Below are 16,479 nucleotides of genomic sequence, written 5' to 3'. Positions count from 1 at the left end.
TGTGGAGCCTTACTATGTCTCAAGAAGACGAATATCTATCAGTTGAACAATTTCTTGAATTTCAAAAAATAGAAACGCGTGAAATTATTGAGTCGCTAAAAGCTGACGGAAGTGAGCCTGAAGCACTGTATGCTATCGAGCACCACTTGATGGCTGAAGACTTTAAAGCGCTTGAAAATGCCGTTGTTGAAGCATTTAAAATGGGTTTTGAAGTATTAGAAGCAGAAGAACTTGAAGATGAAAACGGTGCTAAAATTCTTTGCTGTGATGCAGTGATGGATTGTGCATTAGATGCTGACGTGATTGACTCTCAAGTAGAGAAATTAGTTCTGATCGCTGAGAAATTCGACATTATCTATGATGGTTGGGGTACATACTACGAAGGCGAAGACGCTGAGTATGACGTTATTGAAGATGGTGACGACGAATAACATTACCGTAGTACGGTAATAAAAGATAATGCCCTAGGCCTGTTGATAAACAGATACTGGGGCATTTTTTTAGGGATGAATATAGCAATGAACTCAAGAATTCTACTTAATGGGGAAAAGGCCTTATGGCAGCTATCACCATTAACAGATACAAGCCTACCGATTAAAGATATTCCGATCCAACAAGGTGTAGCATCCGCTTATGATGTGCTTTCTGTCGAAGATGCAAATCATCAAGAGTGGCACTTGATGCGTTTTTTTGATGTGGATGAAACCTTACTGAGCTACCCTGCGATAGAGTTAGTGATGAGTGGTGTTTCTCGTTATGCTGAAGTCAGAATTAACGGTGTGGCGGTATTTGATTGTAATGAATTGATGACGCGTTATCGTAAGGACATCAAAGAATACTTACAGTTAGGAGGCAATCGTTTTGAAATTCTTTTTCTAGAAGAAGACGATGAAGACTGGTTGTTAGATGATAATGAAGTCAGCGGTGTTTGCGAAATAAATCAAGCGTATTATCGCCGTTTTGGTGCAGTGCAAAGTATTGATATAAAAGATGATATTGGAGTTTTTGGTGTTTGTTTTTTTCAGCCTATCCCACACCTTTCTTTAAATCATATTAGTATCGAACAAATTTGGCACCATGGTTGTGAGTTAAAAGTAGACGTGCGTTTCCATACGTATAAACCCAATCTTATTTCTGCCAGTATTAAGTTTGATGGCATGACATTGACGCTTCCTGTGGATGTAAGAAGTGATCATGTGTCGGCGTTATTCCAAGTAGAAGCGCCAAAATATTGGGATGATCAAATGCAAAACTCAGATGATCTCTATGTAATCGACGTTATACTCGATGGTCAGCACCATGAGCTTGAAATTGGCTTATGTCGAACAGAAAATGTGATTCACTTTCCTTTGTAAGTCATTTTAGTGAATTTATAGTAATGCCCGTAATCATCTGTATTGGTATTATCTTTTGATTGCGAAAAAGAACAGATAATAAAAAGGCCGATGCATAACATCGGCCTTTTTTATACGTCACGATAAGTGTTTACTTATAGTGCCGCAATCGTTTCTTTTTGTGCTTCTAGCTTAACAAGAGTTTCGTTATAACCATCTAGCTTTTCGCGTTCTTTAGCGATAACAACTTCAGGGGCTTTAGCAACGAAACCTTCGTTACCTAATTTACCTTCGATACGTTTAATCTCGCCTTGGATTTTCGCTACTTCTTTATCTAAACGAGCAAGTTCTGCATCTTTGTCAATAAGACCCGCCATTGGGATCATCAATTCAGATTTACCAACAAGAGAAGTCGCACATGCAGGCGTCTCTTCATTGTCAGAAAGAACCTTAATACTGTCTAGTTTTGCTAGAGACGTCAGTACAATCTCATTTGCCTTAATTCGCGCTGCGTCTTTCTCATCAGCCACTTTAATCATTACATCTAAGCCTTTGCTTGGCGCGATGTCGTATTCTGCACGTAAATTACGGATGCTTGTAATGAATGCTTTAACCCACTCAAGATCAGCAACAACATCAGCGTTGAAGTTTTCTTCATTAAACTGAGGTAATGCTTGAGTCATGATCGTTTCGCCTTCCACACCATCAACTAATGGCTTAACGCTCTGCCAGATTGATTCAGTGATGTAAGGAAGAATAGGGTGAGCAAGACGTAATGTCTTTTCAAGAACCGTGATCAATGTATAACGAGTTGCACGTTGTTGTGCTTCAGTACCTTTCCAAAGAACCGGTTTAGTTAGTTCTAAATACCAGTCACAGAATTGGTTCCAGATGAATTCATACAGAGTGTTCGCTGCCATATCTAGACGGTAGTTGTCTAGGTGAGCATTAAACTCTTTCGCTGCAACTTCAAACTGAGAAGTGATCCATTGGTCAGCTAGTGAGAACTCAAGCTCTGCACCTTCAGCCATGCCACAATCGTGCTCTTCTGTGTTCATCAATACGTAACGACTTGCGTTCCATAGTTTGTTACAGAAGTTACGGTAACCTTCAAGACGTTTCATATCCCAGTTGATATCACGACCTGTCGATGCCATTGCTGCAAGAGTGAAACGTAGGGCATCAGTACCATAGGGTTCGATACCGCCTTCAAACGTTTTACGCGTTGCTTTTTCGATCTTCTTAGCCAGTTGAGGTTGCATCATGTTGCCACAACGTTTTTCAACTAATTCTTCAAGGCCGATACCATCGATCATATCGATAGGATCAAGTACATTACCTTTCGATTTAGACATCTTATCGCCGTTTTCATCGCGGATAAGACCTGTCATGTAAACGGTTTTAAATGGTACTTGTGCATTGCCTTCTTCGTCTTTCACGAAGTGCATGGTCATCATGATCATACGAGCAACCCAGAAGAAGATAATATCAAAGCCTGATACTAGAACTTCTGATGGGTGGAATGTTTTAAGTGCGTCTGTGTTTTCAGGCCAGCCTTGTGTGCCAAACGTCCAAAGCGCAGACGAGAACCACGTATCAAGTACATCGTCGTCTTGGCGAAGTACAACAACAGGTGCAAGGTTGTTTTTCTCACGAACTTCTTCTTCAGAACGACCAACGTAAACTTTACCGCTGTTGTCATACCAAGCCGGGATTCTGTGGCCCCACCAAAGTTGACGAGAAATACACCAATCTTGAACGTCACGCATCCAAGAGAAGTACATGTTTTCATATTGTTTAGGGACAAACTTGATTTGACCATCTTCAACCGCTTTAACTGCAGGCGCAGCAAGAGGAGCAGTACGTACGTACCATTGGTCAGTTAGCATTGGTTCGATAACAACACCACCACGGTCACCGTAAGGAACGGTTAAGTCATGATCTTTGATCTCTTCAAGAAGACCCAGTTCATCAAACTCAGCAACGATAGCTTTACGAGCAGCAAAACGCTCCATGCCGTGATATTTAGCAGGAAGTTCAGCGCTGTAAACATCACTTTCTTCACCGTTCGTTGTGAATACTTCAGCGGTTTCACGAATATCAGCGTTAAAAGTAAGGATGTTGATCATTGGCAGGCTATGACGTTTACCTACTTCGTAATCGTTAAAGTCATGAGCTGGGGTGATTTTCACACAACCCGTGCCTTTATCCATGTCCGCATGCTCATCGCCTACGATAGGAATTAAACGACCAACGATAGGCAGTTCAATGTGTTGACCGATCAGATCTTTGTAACGAGGATCTTCAGGGTTAACTGCAACGCCAGTATCACCAAGCATGGTTTCTGGACGAGTGGTTGCAACTACGATGTAGTCTTTACCATCAGCCGTTTTAACACCGTTTGCTAGTGGGTAGCGGAAATGCCACATGAAGCCTTTTTTGTCTTTGCTTTCAACTTCAAGATCAGAAATTGCGGTGTGCAATTTAGGATCCCAGTTTACTAGACGTTTACCACGGTAGATAAGGTCTTCTTCGAATAGACGAACAAACACTTCTTGAGTCGCAGCAGATAGACCGTCATCCATTGTGAATCGTTCACGATCCCAATCAACAGAGGCACCAAGACGACGAAGTTGCTTTGTAATTGTGCCGCCAGATTCTGCTTTCCATTCCCAAATTTTATCGATGAAAGCCTCACGACCATAATCGTGTTTTGTTTTGCCTTCTTCAGCCGCAATTTTACGCTCAACAACCATTTGGGTCGCGATACCTGCGTGGTCAGTACCTACTTGCCAAAGGGTATTTTTTCCTTTCATACGTTCAGCACGGATCAGTGTATCCATGATCGTATCTTGGAAAGCGTGGCCCATGTGCAGGCTACCCGTGACGTTTGGTGGCGGGATCATGATGCTGTAAGCTTCTTTTGATGTGTCGCCATGAGGCTTAAAGTAGCCTTTTTCTTCCCAAGTCTGGTACAGAGCTTGTTCTATCGATTGCGGGTTATATGTCTTTTCCATAGTGTTCGTCACGAATATCTCTATTAAAAAGTGGAATGCCAAATATCATAGTTAATGGCTCTATCTGAAAAATGGTAATCAGTTGAGTCAGTTAGCTATGATGATTGGCATTATTTCAATGTCTCGGTTTGCATGGCGCGGCCTGCATTTCGGTATATTTTATACCTTTCTCGAGCGTGTTGTTTGACTTTTTCTTCACAGGGTACGAAGTCTACCACTTGAGCAAAGGAAACCGCAAAAGTTGCGACTTCTTGAGCTAAGTTTATTAGTACATGACGTCGCCCTGATGGGCGTAATGTTCCCCAGCCTATTTCTATCGGTGACCCTGATTTTGGTCCTTCGCCGATAAGATTATGAGGAATAAATTCAGAAACATCATTTTGCCAAAGCAATTCATCAATCAATAACGCCTGTTCTTTATCGTCACTTAAAATATAAACACGGGCATTTTGAGAGTAATAGTAATGAGCGAGCTGACACACAAACTTTAACAACCCAGGTTGGGTTGCAGCAGGTGAGGTCGATTCAAGTACATAGAATAAAGCTTGGCTCATAGTATCTCTTATATTTTACAACATAATGACGGAAATAAAGTCATTAAAAAAGGGCCTTAATATCGGCCCTTAATATCATGAAAGTGAGGAGGGTTACTCTACGCTTTCTGGACCTGAACGATTCAGTAAGAATTGGACAAGCAATGAGACTGGTCGGCCGGTAGAGCCTTTGTTTGCACCTGAAACCCAAGCGGTACCTGCACTATCAATGTGAGCCCAGTTGTATTTCTTAGCAAAACGAGCAAGGAAACAACCAGCGGTAATAGTACCACCTGCTTTACCACCAATATTTGCCATGTCAGCGAACGGGCTATTTAACTGTTCGTTGTATTCTTCGGACATTGGTAAACGCCATGCACGATCACCTGATTGCTCTGACGCATTAATCAGTTCATGTGCTAATGGATTATGGTTAGAAAGCAGACCGTTGATGTGGTGGCCTAAAGCAACAACACATGCACCGGTTAACGTCGCGACATCAACCACACAATCTGGTTCGTAGCGCTCAACATACGTTAATGCGTCACAAAGAACCAAGCGACCTTCTGCATCGGTATTTAATACCTCAACGGTTTGGCCTGACATGGTTGTTAAAATATCACCGGGGCGGTAAGAGTTACTGCTTGGCATGTTTTCACAACCAGCAAGTATACCAACAACATTTAATGGAAGGTTTAGCTTCGCAAGTGCTTTCATTGCGCCAAAGACTGAAGCGGCGCCACACATGTCGTACTTCATCTCATCCATGCTATCGCTAGGTTTCAAAGAGATACCGCCGGAATCAAATGTTAGACCTTTGCCGATAAGGACAATTGGTTTTGCATCAGGATTCGGGTGGCCTTTGTATTCCATTACCGACATCATTGATTCATTGTGAGAGCCTTGGCCTACTGCTAGGTAAGACGTCATTCCCAATTTCTTCATTTCTTCTTCGCCAATAACTTTTGTCGTTACGGTTTCAAAGTCGTCAGCAAGGCGGCGTGCTTGAGAGGCAAGATAAGCAGGGTTTGCAACGTTTGGTGGCATGTTGCCTAAATCTTTTGATGCTTTAACGCCAGAAGAGATAGAAAGACCGTGATTGATGGCTTTCTCACCTAAGCTAAGCTCTCTACGAGTTGGTACATTAAATACTAACTTACGAAGTGGGCGACGAGTCTCAGGTTTATTACTCTTGAATTGATTGAATGTGTATAAACTGTCTTTGGTTGATTCAACCGCTTGACGTACTTTCCAATACGTATCACGGCCTTTAACGTGTAGTTCTGTAAGGAAACATACTGCTTCCATAGAGCCCGTTTCATTTAGTGTGCTGATGGTTTTTTTGATGATATCTTTATACTGGCGCTCACCAAGTTCACGCTCTTTACCACAACCGACTAATAAAACACGCTCAGAAAGAATATTTGGTACTTGATGTAATAACAGCATTTGACCCGGTTTACCTTCTAGATCACCACGGCGAAGTAATGAACTAATGTAACCGTCACTGATTTTATCAAGCTGTTCTGCTATTGGAGACAAACGACGTGGTTCAAAAACACCGACAACGATACATGCGCTGCGTTGCTTCTCTGGACTGCCACTTTTTACACTGAACTCCATGCGTACTCCTACATCCTAAAGACAAATAGAACTAAATGTTAGATAATGAGCAAAATCTAGTTAGATACTATAATATTAGTGTACCGATTTCGCAGGCTAACATTTAGCCAAAGATTAAAAAATAAATGGTTTACACGGAAATTATAGTGATTCTGGCAAAAATACAAGTTTTCTATAGGTAGATTCGACGTGATTATTATTAGATATTTGATCAAGGAAACATTAAAGAGCCAATTAGCGATCTTTTTTGTGCTGTTTTTGATCTTTATGAGCCAAAAATTTATACAGATTTTAGCCGATGCATCGGATGGAGATATTCCGGGGGGATTAATTCTATCATTAGTTGGCTATAACATGCCTGCAATGGGGCTATTGATGCTGCCTCTGAGTATTTTTATTGGTATCTTGTTGACCTTCGGTCGCCTATATGCAGAAAGTGAAATTACGGTAATGAATGCGACAGGGATGGGGAATTCAATCCTTATTCGAGCTGCGCTTTATCTTGCATTAATTACAGGCAGTATTGCGGCAGTGAACTCACTTTGGTTATCACCTTGGAGCCAAGAGCAAAGTACCAAGTTGATGGAAAATGTAGAATCAGATGCCGGTATTGAACTCTTACAGAAAGGGCAGTTTAAGCCGTCTCCGGATGGTAAAGCCGTTGTTTTTATAGATGATATTAGCGACAAAGGCGGAAAGCATTTAGTTAATATATTTTTAGCACAGCCAGTACCTAATGATTCATTGAGACCAAGTGTCCTGATTTCTGAAAAAGGAACGGTTAAGCAATTAGACGATGGTCGCCAAGTGTTGGTGCTTGATAACGGCACTCGTTATGAAGGAATACCGACTCGTCTTGATTACCTTGAAAGTAATTTTGAATCTTACGAAGTTCTTATTGGTCAAAAAGAAGTGAAAGAAAAACGTCGGGATTGGGATGCACTTCCAACGTTAGATCTAATTAAACGCACAGAATTAGAAGCCAAAGCTGAATTGCAATGGCGTATTTCTTTAATTTTGTGTATCCCATTATTGACGATGGTGGTGGTACCGTTATCGGCGGTTAACCCTCGACAAGGGCGGTTTGCTAAACTTGCTCCTGCGATTTTATTGTATCTGGCTTATTTCTTATCATTAAGTGCGGGTAAATCAGCGATAGAAGAGGGAAGTTTACATCCATCCGTTGGATTGTGGGCTATTAATGCCGTGTTACTGATTATTGGTATAATATTGAACTCAATGGACAGTGTTTTTGTGAGAAAGCTGAAAGATAAGATGCGGAGAAAACCAAAACATGTTTAAGATTTTAGATTGGTATATAGGCCGTACTATTATCGCGACATCATCACTGTGTTTAGTGACGTTAGTCGGTTTGTCATCAATCATTAAGTACGTTGAACAGTTACGTAAGGTTGGTAAAGGGACATACGATCTTCTTGATGCGTTGTATTTCGTCATATTAAGTATGCCACGTGATATTGAGATGTTCTTCCCTATGGCTGCTTTACTCGGTGCTTTGATTGGCCTAGGCATGCTAGCGGCAAGCTCTGAGTTAGTTGTAATGCAAGCGGCTGGCTATTCTAAGTTAGATATTGGTATCTCTGTATTAAAAACGGCCATTCCATTAATGCTGATGGTAATGGCACTAGGGCAATGGGGCGCGCCTCAAGCTCAGAAGATGGCTCGTGATTTACGTGCATTCTCTATCTCAGGAGGCAATATTGCTTCAATGAGAACTGGTGTGTGGGCTAAAGATGGGAATGATTTCATCTATCTATCTCGCGTTGATGACCAAGCTAAGCTGTATGGCGTTACGCTATGGCAGTTTGATAAAGAGAGAAAGTTGGATGACATTATTTTTGCTAAAAAAGCAGAATATGAATCTAAAGAAGAAGGATGGAAACTGATTGATGTTTCCATCACTGATATGAAAGATGAGAATATAATTACAGAGAAAAAACTCGATTCCTTAAGTTGGTCGACGACATTAACGCCTGATAAATTAGCCGTTGTTAGTGTGAAGCCTGAAGAACAATCTTTAACGGGGCTGTATGATTATGTTAACTATTTAAAAGATTCAGAATTAGATGCTTCCCGCTATGAATTGGCATTTTGGCGTAAGGCGTTACAACCAATCTCTGTTGCGGTAATGATGCTCTTAGCGCTATCTTTTGTTTTTGGACCATTACGTAGTGTAACGATGGGGGCGAGAATACTTTCTGGTGTGATTGCCGGGTTTAGTTTTTATATTTCCAATGAAGTGTTTGGCCCAATGACCTTGGTGTATAACATACATCCTATTTTTGGCGCTTTGGGGCCCAGTTTTGTCTTTCTTTTGATTACCTTAGGGTTATTAAATAGAAAGATCTAGTATAAATAGTATTGATTATAAAAAAGGAGATACGACTAAGTATCTCCTTTTTTTTATACGTAAAAAATAGAGATAAGCTAAACCGCTTTGTCTAATACGATGACTTGTGTCTTAGCCCATGTATCTTGAAATGCTGAGTTATCTTGAGAGATAAAAACAAGGAAGTTACCTAATCCAAAAGCTGAGGTCGACATACGGATAATGGCTTGAGTTAAGGTAATTGGTGAACCATCAAACTGTTGAACTTGAAGTTTCCATGCACGCATACCAAGTGTTTGTCCTTTACACCAGAAATAGGCAAAAAATCCAACAAAAACAGAGATCAGAGTGATTGGGTATAAATTACTCCACATTGGGTCGTTATTTAGATAAGAGCTAACATCAGGGTAGCTACCATAGCTAATTAATCCCATACCATAGAGCATCTCAAGGGTTGCTACAATTATCCCACCAGTAAGCATCATAATAGCGCTGATAATGAGCGTGTCGTAAAACCAAGCTCCCATACGACGCATAAAGCCTGCTTGTTTTTGTGTCTTCATTTTTTCTTCCATAAATTTAAAAAACTAGCAGCAGTATAACGACAGAAGAGTTAAAAATGAAAAGTTGATTGTAAATAACTGTTGAATATTTCAGCAAACAATACGGTAGAGTAATAAAGAGCTTGCGTGACTATGATCTCTGAGTATAATCAACCATATCAAGCAGCAATGCTGATAAAGCCGGTATGGTGAAATTGGTATACACGAGGGATTCAAAATCCCTTTCCGAAAGGAGTGGCGGTTCAAGTCCGCCTACCGGTACCACATTTAAATGATAAAGCCTCGATGAAAATCGGGGCTTTGTTGTATCTGGAATATGGAAAGTATCTGCGATATAGAAAAATACTCAATAGTTCTGTAGATATAAAAAAGCCCCGACCGAAGTCAGGGCTTTAATGTTTGTAGAAAACGATTATTGATTCTCTTCAAGCTTTGCTTTTGCTTCTTCTACTTTTGAAAAATCCAAACCTAATTCTTCAACCGCTTCTTTAATTAAGCTAGGGTTTGTCATTACCATCATCATTAATGGTTGTAGTTTTTCTTGTGGAATACCTAAGCTTTGAATGGTTGCCATTGCCGCTAATGGATTTTGTGTTAGCGCTTGAAATACTTCTGTGATTTTCTCATCGCTAACATTGTGTTCTTTTAGTGTTTGGATAATTGGGTTCATTAGAACGATCCTCATTTAAATGGATGTTTTATGTTTGAGTTTACTGGCTCAAACATAAAGTCATAAAACTATTTACTATAAATAATGGCTGCCTAGAATCATCAACCAAGTAAAACCGGCAAGGCATAGAGCGACGAAGACAGCCGAAGAGCCAATGTCTTTTGCTCTACCACTTAACTCATGATGTTCAGGTCCAATACGGTCTACAACGGCTTCTATGGCTGAATTAAGCAGTTCAACGATAAATATTAAGACAAAGACACCAATCAACAAGATCTTTTCTACAATGGTGACATCAAGCAATAGAGCGATAGGCGCCGCAATGACAAGCATTGCAAATTCTTGACGAACAGCGGCTTCATGCTTAAATGCAGCTTTCAGTCCTTGCATAGAAAATTGTGTTGCTTTAATTACTCGTTTTATCCCGGTGTTTGCTGGTTTCCCTGATGGAGTATCTGTCATGGTGTAGCCTTAATGGAGAAGTAATATTAATGTCCAATAACATCAAATGATACGTGAAATTGGGATTGGTAAGAATGGGTATTATGGTAGTGTCGAGTTTATTAAATAACAAGCATAAAAAAAGCCTCGTCAAATGACGAGGCTTTTTAAATGGCTCCCTTTGCTGGACTTGAACCAGCGACATACGGATTAACAGTCCGGCGTTCTACCAACTGAACTAAAAGGGAATTATAATGGTGCCTCGAGGCGGAATCGAACCACCGACACGAGGATTTTCAATCCTCTGCTCTACCGACTGAGCTATCGAGGCAAAAAAATGGTGCCGACTACCGGAGTCGAACTGGTGACCTACTGATTACAAGTCAGTTGCTCTACCTACTGAGCTAAGTCGGCACACTATATTTTTTTGCAATTACTGAATTAAATCAGCAATAAAAAAACCTCGTCCTATGACAAGGCTTTTGAATGTGGCTCCCTTTGCTGGACTTGAACCAGCGACATACGGATTAACAGTCCGGCGTTCTACCAACTGAACTAAAAGGGAACAGGTATTGTGTTTCTTCTTACAAGGAAGAAATGGTGCCGACTACCGGAGTCGAACTGGTGACCTACTGATTACAAGTCAGTTGCTCTACCTACTGAGCTAAGTCGGCACTAATTTTTTATTAATCTTTAAAATATAAAGACTAAATTGTATGGCTCCCTTTGCTGGACTTGAACCAGCGACATACGGATTAACAGTCCGGCGTTCTACCAACTGAACTAAAAGGGAATTGTATGGTGCCTCGAGGCGGAATCGAACCACCGACACGAGGATTTTCAATCCTCTGCTCTACCGACTGAGCTATCGAGGCAAAAGAATGGTGCCGACTACCGGAGTCGAACTGGTGACCTACTGATTACAAGTCAGTTGCTCTACCTACTGAGCTAAGTCGGCACACTAAATTCTTTTGACTATTCGTGATCTAGCATTTAATAAATAAATCTAGAACTACACCAACAATCTTATTGTATGGTGCCCGGAGGCGGAATCGAACCACCGACACGAGGATTTTCAATCCTCTGCTCTACCGACTGAGCTATCCGGGCAACGAGCGCTATTAAACGGATTTTTGCCCTCACCGTCAACTTTTTTTTTCAAAATAGTCCGTTTTTTTGATCGTTTGATTGATTATCCATCGAATAGGCTGTTTTATCGCTAAATCTTCCCTGAATTGAACTCTTTTTTATAGGCGGTTACTTTTTCTAGGTAACGTCTTGCTTCCGCATTCTTATGCTTTTTAGTCAACGCCCAATAGACTTGGTTCGGATTTAAACTATTAATGTCGTTAATTGCACGACTTCTGCTACTGCTAAAGGTAGTAAATACACCACCAGCACCACCGTTATAAGCTGAAATCATGCTGTATTGTTTTGAAATCGGATTTCTAATGTCTTTTAAGTAACGTGTTTTCAATATATGAAAGTAAGCGGCGCCGGTATCAATGTTGTTATGTGGGTTAAATAAATACTCGGGTGTAGGATCTCCGGATTTTTTCTTCACCAATTTAAAAACATCACGTCCAGCGGTTTTAGGTACCACTTGCATTAATCCATACGCATTGGCCCAACTTACGGCATAAGGATTAAAACTACTTTCTGTTCTGATGATGGAGTAAATCAAATTTTCAGGAATGTCGTAACGTTGAGATGCTTTACGAACAATATCGGCATATTGGTATTCACGCAGTTGTTCGTGGTTCTTAACCATAGGAATATCAACGTAATATGCTTTTTTATAGTCGATATTTTTTTGTTTTAAATGATGTGCAATGAGGTAATCAGCGTAACGGCTTGCGCGCCATGACCATTCAATCGGTTTTTTATCTTGATCGAGAACTTGTTGATAAAGAAATGGTTTTCCACCTAAGGTGACATCAGCGTCTGAATACAAATCAACACCAGCAGGGTCATCTGGTGTGAGTAGGGTGGTGATAATAGCTTGACGCAAATGCGCTTTAGGCTCGGTTCCTGCTACGGTTTCGACGGTGACTCGTCCTGACGTGAAATCGACTTGAGAGCGACTCAGATACCCATCCGTGTATTTTACGTAAGAACGTTTACCTGCGGTGATGAGGTTTTTTTTCCCCCACCGCTTCTCAATGTTGCCATTAAAACTGCTTATTAAAGAGTCGAGAGCTTTTAGATCTTTGGTAAATTGCCCAGGAAGAGGGGCTAAATTTTTAGCAAAGCGGTTGGTGGTGTCGTAATTAATACCAAAGGTCGATTCTATGGATTCTCGGCTACAGCTGGTGAGAAAAAGACATGTAGAGACAATTAAGATAATTTTTTTCATAAAGGCTATATAGATAAGAACTCGATAATAAGGTTAACGGCAGAATGGCCTCGAACTAAAAAAGAATAAAAATAAAGCAGCGACTAGGCTGCTTTATTTAAGAAAAAATGATTACTTGCTTGGTGGGGTGTAGCCATCAATGACAACATCTTTACCGTCAAATAGGAACCCTTCCATTTCTGTTTCTAGCATCTTACGGTGCTCAGGATCCATCATGTTTAGTTTCTTTTCATTAATTAGCATGGTTTGCTTATGTTGCCATTGGCCCCACGCTTCTTTGGATATGTTATCAAAAATACGTTTACCTAGTTCGCCTGGGTAAAGTTGAAAATCTAGGCCATCGGCTTCTTTATTTAAAAGAACGCAAAATACAGTGCGACTCATGGTTATTCTCCATTAGAAATTTCGTACGGAAGGGCATCCAATAGTTTTTGTACTGGTGCTGCTAATCCTACCGTCATTGGTTGAGATAAGTTATACCAAACTCCGCGTGTTCCTTCCATCACCATGTTCGGTTTCTTCACCAGAGTGATAAGCACAGGGGTGATATCTAAGTGGTAATGGCTAAAGGTATGACGAAAAGCAATTAATTGTTGAGTGGATTTTATTTCGACACCATAGCGATCAGATAAATCAGCTAAGGTATTCTCTGGTTGTTCAGGAAAGCAAAAAAGCCCGCCCCAAATTCCAGTCTGAGGTCTTTGCTCTAACCAAACTTCACCATCGTGATAATAAATGGCAAACCAAGCTTCTTTCATTGGTTTTTCTTTCTTCGGTTTTTTGGTCGGGAAATCCAATTGGCGATCTTGTGCTTTTGCTTGGCAAAGATCATTCACTGGGCAAATCTCACACTTAGGCTTAGAACGAGTACAAACAATCGCCCCCATATCCATCATGGCTTGATTGTAGCGTTCGACTCCTAACTCTGGTGTATGTTCTTCTGCTATTGCCCACATGGCATTTTCGACAGATTTCTTCCCTGACCATCCTTCAATAGCAAAGCAGCGAGATAAGGTTCGCTTTACATTACCATCTAAAATGGGATGACGTTGTTTAAGCGACAAGGAAAGTACGGCACCAGCGGTAGAGCGTCCAATACCGGGTAAGGCGATCACTTCATCAATGGTTTCAGGAAATCGGCCATTATATTGCTCTGCGATAATTTGTGCGGTTTTATGTAAGTTTCGAGCACGGGCGTAATAACCAAGACCAGTCCATAAATGAAGAACTTCATTTTGATCGGCGTTCGCTAGGTCAATTACCGTAGGAAAGCGAGTCATGAAGCGTTCAAAATAAGGAATAACGGTAGTGACTTGAGTTTGTTGCAGCATGATTTCGGATAACCATACTTTATAAGGTGTTTTTTCTAATTGCCAAGGCAACGTCTTACGGCCGTAATTATCGTACCATTCTAAGATGGCGTGAGAAAAAGAAGTCATGACATGCTCGATTGCTTTTTTATAATGGTGGGGATTGCATCATACTGTGATGAATTTGTACACCCGATAGAAAATAGGGGTATTCATACAAGTATTCAAAGTAAAGTATTTACCGTGTTTATACGGAAAACGAAAGATAATGCTTGAACACTGGGCTAAACTTTGGATAATGCCGGATCCACAATCCTTGTTCAGAGAATAACCAGGTTATCCAATCATGACTGAAGTGACTAAAAACGACTTTACCGAAGAAGGTAAAATTGTTCGTAAAATTCGCAGCTTTGTACGCCGCGAAGGACGTTTAACGAAAGGCCAAGAAGGCGCCATTACTGAGTGCTGGTCTACCATGGGCATCGATTTTGTTGAGCAGATGCTTGATTGGAACGAGGTGTTTGGTAACAACAACCCTGTCGTTTTAGAAATAGGTTTTGGTATGGGTGCATCTTTGGTTGAGATGGCGCAAAAAGCACCAGACGTTAATTTCCTTGGTATTGAAGTTCACCGCCCTGGTGTTGGTGCATGTCTTGCAGCTGCAAAAGAAGCGGGCGTAACTAACTTACGCGTGATGTGTCACGATGCGGTTGAAGTGTTTGAATCGATGATCCCTGATTCATCAGTGACGACTCTGCAATTATTCTTCCCTGATCCATGGCATAAAGCGCGTCATCATAAGCGTCGCATCGTTAAAGCTGAATTTGCTGAGATGATCCGTCCTAAGCTCAATGCTGAAGGTGTTTTCCACATGGCAACAGATTGGGAAAACTACGCAGAACATATGATTGAAGTAATGAACGCGGCCCCAGGCTACGAAAACATAGCAACTGATGGCGATTACATTCCTCGTCCAGATGAGCGTCCATTAACAAAATTTGAAGCTCGTGGTCACCGTTTAGGCCATGGCGTATGGGATATTAAATTCCGTCGTAACGCATAATTATAATCAGTAGTAAACTGATGCAGTGTCTAATACATTGCTTATAAATTTAAAGCCAACCTCTGTGTTGGCTTTTTTGTCCTTGCTGTGAAAGGAAGTAAAAATAATGAAGCCAACAAAACAAATATTAGAAGATATTTTGAATGAAGTGCGTCCTCTTATTGGACAAGGAGAGGTTGCCGATTACATTCCAGCACTTGCTTGTGTACCGAGTAATAAACTGGGTATTGCTGTCTATACTAATGATGGTGAAATGATCACAGCAGGCGATGCAAACGAACGATTTTCGATTCAGTCAATCTCTAAGGCACTGAGTTTAACGCTTGCTATGGAGCTGTATCAGCCCGAAGAACTCTGGCATAGAGTTGGAAAAGAACCTTCTGGACAAGCGTTTAACTCATTGATCCAGTTGGAAATGGAACAAGGGGTTCCTCGTAATCCGTTCATCAATGCGGGGGCGATTGTTGTGGCAGATATGCTGTTTAGTCGCTTTTCTGCTCCGAAACATCGCTTATTAGAATTTGTACGTAAGCTCTCTGGCAATGAACATATTATTTATGATCGTGTCGTCGCTAATTCGGAGATGGATCATAGTGATCGAAATGCATCAATTGCTTATTTAATGCGATCATTTGGTAACTTTGAGAATGAAGTTATGCCCGTATTAAAGAACTATTTTCATGCGTGTGCCTTGAATATGAGCTGTGTTGATTTAGCGAGAACGTTTGGTTATTTAGCGAATAAAGGCATTCAACCAGAGACAAATGAATTCATTATTACACCTATGCAAAGTAAACAAATTAATGCACTGATGGCGACGTGTGGTTTATATGATGGTGCTGGTGAGTTTGCTTATCGTGTTGGTATGCCGGGTAAGTCGGGAGTTGGCGGCGGTATTATTGCCATTGTTCCGGGTGAAATGACGATTGCAGTATGGTCACCAGAGTTAGACCCATCAGGCAACTCGCTAGCAGGAACCCAAGCGTTAGAATTGCTTTCAGAGCGTATTGGACGTTCGATATTTTAAAGCCGGAAGAGTAGGATTCAGGATAAACGGTGTCACTGCATCTTAGGCTTTATAGCTAACAACCCCCTCTAACTCCCCTTTCTATTAACATTATCGATCTCAATGGTTGGTCGATAAAGGGGGAGAATCTTCTCTGATACTGGTATATCAACGATCACAATACCGTTCCTCCCCTTGTTCACCGATGTTACT

The 16,479-nt window shown here is 41.0% G+C and carries 15 protein-coding genes and 10 tRNA genes; 7 read left to right on the top strand and 18 right to left on the bottom strand.

All coding sequences use genetic code 11. The annotated features are described in order from the left end of the window. Positions 1-14: 14 nt before the first annotated feature. Both rraB and AACV33_RS20430 read left to right on the top strand, forming a co-directional pair. Positions 15-431 carry a ribonuclease E inhibitor RraB gene (rraB, locus tag AACV33_RS20435; protein ID WP_012549331.1) on the top strand — a complete coding sequence of 139 codons (417 nt, stop codon included), beginning with the start codon at positions 15-17 and terminating at the stop codon, positions 429-431. A gap of 87 nt (positions 432-518) precedes the next feature. Further along, positions 519-1,355, top strand: coding sequence for a glycosyl hydrolase 2 galactose-binding domain-containing protein (locus AACV33_RS20430; protein ID WP_017022397.1), 837 nt, complete (start codon positions 519-521; stop codon positions 1,353-1,355). Between the two features lie 134 nt (positions 1,356-1,489). On the opposite strand, the gene AACV33_RS20425 is transcribed toward AACV33_RS20430, so the two are convergent. The 3 genes from AACV33_RS20425 to pepA form a co-directional block, all read right to left on the bottom strand. Next, positions 1,490-4,351 (bottom strand): valine--tRNA ligase, encoded by a 2,862-nt coding sequence (locus AACV33_RS20425; protein WP_017022398.1) that lies wholly within the window; start codon positions 4,349-4,351, stop codon positions 1,490-1,492. Between the two features lie 110 nt (positions 4,352-4,461). Continuing rightward, a complete protein-coding gene (locus tag AACV33_RS20420; protein WP_012549334.1) occupies positions 4,462-4,905 on the bottom strand; it encodes a DNA polymerase III subunit chi in 444 nt (147 codons plus the stop codon). 93 nt (positions 4,906-4,998) lie between these two features. Beyond that, positions 4,999-6,507 carry a leucyl aminopeptidase gene (gene pepA, locus AACV33_RS20415; protein ID WP_012549335.1) on the bottom strand — a complete coding sequence of 503 codons (1,509 nt, stop codon included), beginning with the start codon at positions 6,505-6,507 and terminating at the stop codon, positions 4,999-5,001. 189 nt (positions 6,508-6,696) lie between these two features. On the opposite strand from pepA, the gene lptF reads away from it, so the two are divergent. Continuing rightward, a complete protein-coding gene (gene lptF / locus AACV33_RS20410) occupies positions 6,697-7,809 on the top strand; it encodes an LPS export ABC transporter permease LptF (protein ID WP_012549336.1) in 1,113 nt (370 codons plus the stop codon). Further along, the gene (lptG, locus tag AACV33_RS20405) at positions 7,802-8,878 is read left to right on the top strand and encodes an LPS export ABC transporter permease LptG (RefSeq protein WP_182699586.1); all 1,077 of its coding nucleotides are present in this window, start codon (positions 7,802-7,804) and stop codon (positions 8,876-8,878) included. The genes lptF and lptG overlap by 8 nt, the downstream gene beginning before the upstream one ends. A gap of 77 nt (positions 8,879-8,955) precedes the next feature. Here lptG and AACV33_RS20400 read toward each other — a convergent pair whose 3' ends face one another. Further along, positions 8,956-9,420, bottom strand: a complete 465-nt coding sequence (locus AACV33_RS20400; protein WP_026025514.1) for an RDD family protein — start codon at positions 9,418-9,420, stop codon at positions 8,956-8,958. Between the two features lie 179 nt (positions 9,421-9,599). Between AACV33_RS20400 and AACV33_RS20395 the strand changes: the two genes are divergently transcribed. Then, positions 9,600-9,684, top strand: a tRNA-Leu gene (locus AACV33_RS20395). Positions 9,685-9,832: 148 nt separating this feature from the next. On the opposite strand, the gene AACV33_RS20390 is transcribed toward AACV33_RS20395, so the two are convergent. From AACV33_RS20390 to mutY, 14 genes are all read right to left on the bottom strand, one after another. Further along, complete coding sequence (locus AACV33_RS20390) at positions 9,833-10,090, bottom strand: DUF2999 domain-containing protein (protein ID WP_023604083.1); 258 nt, start codon at positions 10,088-10,090, stop codon at positions 9,833-9,835. Positions 10,091-10,165: 75 nt separating this feature from the next. Next, positions 10,166-10,552 carry a diacylglycerol kinase gene (locus tag AACV33_RS20385; protein WP_017022401.1) on the bottom strand — a complete coding sequence of 129 codons (387 nt, stop codon included), beginning with the start codon at positions 10,550-10,552 and terminating at the stop codon, positions 10,166-10,168. A 151-nt stretch (positions 10,553-10,703) separates the two neighbouring features. Further along, positions 10,704-10,779, bottom strand: a tRNA-Asn gene (locus AACV33_RS20380). A 7-nt stretch (positions 10,780-10,786) separates the two neighbouring features. Continuing rightward, positions 10,787-10,862 (bottom strand) — tRNA-Phe (locus tag AACV33_RS20375). Between the two features lie 7 nt (positions 10,863-10,869). Beyond that, positions 10,870-10,945: transfer RNA gene (locus AACV33_RS20370), tRNA-Thr, on the bottom strand. A gap of 75 nt (positions 10,946-11,020) precedes the next feature. Then, positions 11,021-11,096, bottom strand: a tRNA-Asn gene (locus AACV33_RS20365). A 33-nt stretch (positions 11,097-11,129) separates the two neighbouring features. Further along, positions 11,130-11,205 (bottom strand) — tRNA-Thr (locus AACV33_RS20360). 43 nt (positions 11,206-11,248) lie between these two features. Further along, positions 11,249-11,324: transfer RNA gene (locus AACV33_RS20355), tRNA-Asn, on the bottom strand. Between the two features lie 6 nt (positions 11,325-11,330). Next, positions 11,331-11,406: transfer RNA gene (locus AACV33_RS20350), tRNA-Phe, on the bottom strand. A 7-nt stretch (positions 11,407-11,413) separates the two neighbouring features. Next, positions 11,414-11,489: transfer RNA gene (locus AACV33_RS20345), tRNA-Thr, on the bottom strand. Between the two features lie 76 nt (positions 11,490-11,565). Next, positions 11,566-11,641, bottom strand: a tRNA-Phe gene (locus AACV33_RS20340). A 109-nt stretch (positions 11,642-11,750) separates the two neighbouring features. Beyond that, complete coding sequence (gene mltC / locus AACV33_RS20335; RefSeq protein WP_182699585.1) at positions 11,751-12,887, bottom strand: membrane-bound lytic murein transglycosylase MltC; 1,137 nt, start codon at positions 12,885-12,887, stop codon at positions 11,751-11,753. A 111-nt stretch (positions 12,888-12,998) separates the two neighbouring features. Then, positions 12,999-13,271: an oxidative damage protection protein gene (locus AACV33_RS20330; RefSeq protein WP_012549342.1), complete on the bottom strand. Its 273-nt coding sequence runs from the start codon at positions 13,269-13,271 to the stop codon at positions 12,999-13,001. A 2-nt stretch (positions 13,272-13,273) separates the two neighbouring features. Further along, on the bottom strand, positions 13,274-14,326 hold the full coding sequence (mutY, locus tag AACV33_RS20325) for an A/G-specific adenine glycosylase (protein WP_182699584.1): 1,053 nt from the start codon (positions 14,324-14,326) through the stop codon (positions 13,274-13,276). Between the two features lie 217 nt (positions 14,327-14,543). Here mutY and trmB point away from each other — a divergent pair, with 217 nt between their 5' ends. Beyond that, a complete protein-coding gene (trmB, locus tag AACV33_RS20320) occupies positions 14,544-15,260 on the top strand; it encodes a tRNA (guanosine(46)-N7)-methyltransferase TrmB (RefSeq protein ID WP_017022750.1) in 717 nt (238 codons plus the stop codon). Between the two features lie 106 nt (positions 15,261-15,366). Further along, on the top strand, positions 15,367-16,287 hold the full coding sequence (gene glsB, locus AACV33_RS20315; RefSeq protein WP_017022751.1) for a glutaminase B: 921 nt from the start codon (positions 15,367-15,369) through the stop codon (positions 16,285-16,287). The last annotated feature ends 192 nt before the right edge of the window (positions 16,288-16,479 follow it).

Origin of the sequence: Aliivibrio sp. SR45-2 (genome assembly GCF_963890165.1) — a bacterium.
GTDB classification, from domain to species: Bacteria; Pseudomonadota; Gammaproteobacteria; order Enterobacterales; family Vibrionaceae; genus Aliivibrio; species Aliivibrio salmonicida.
The sequence above is the reverse complement of the archived record's forward strand: the minus strand, read 5'-3'. Positions and strand labels throughout refer to the sequence as shown.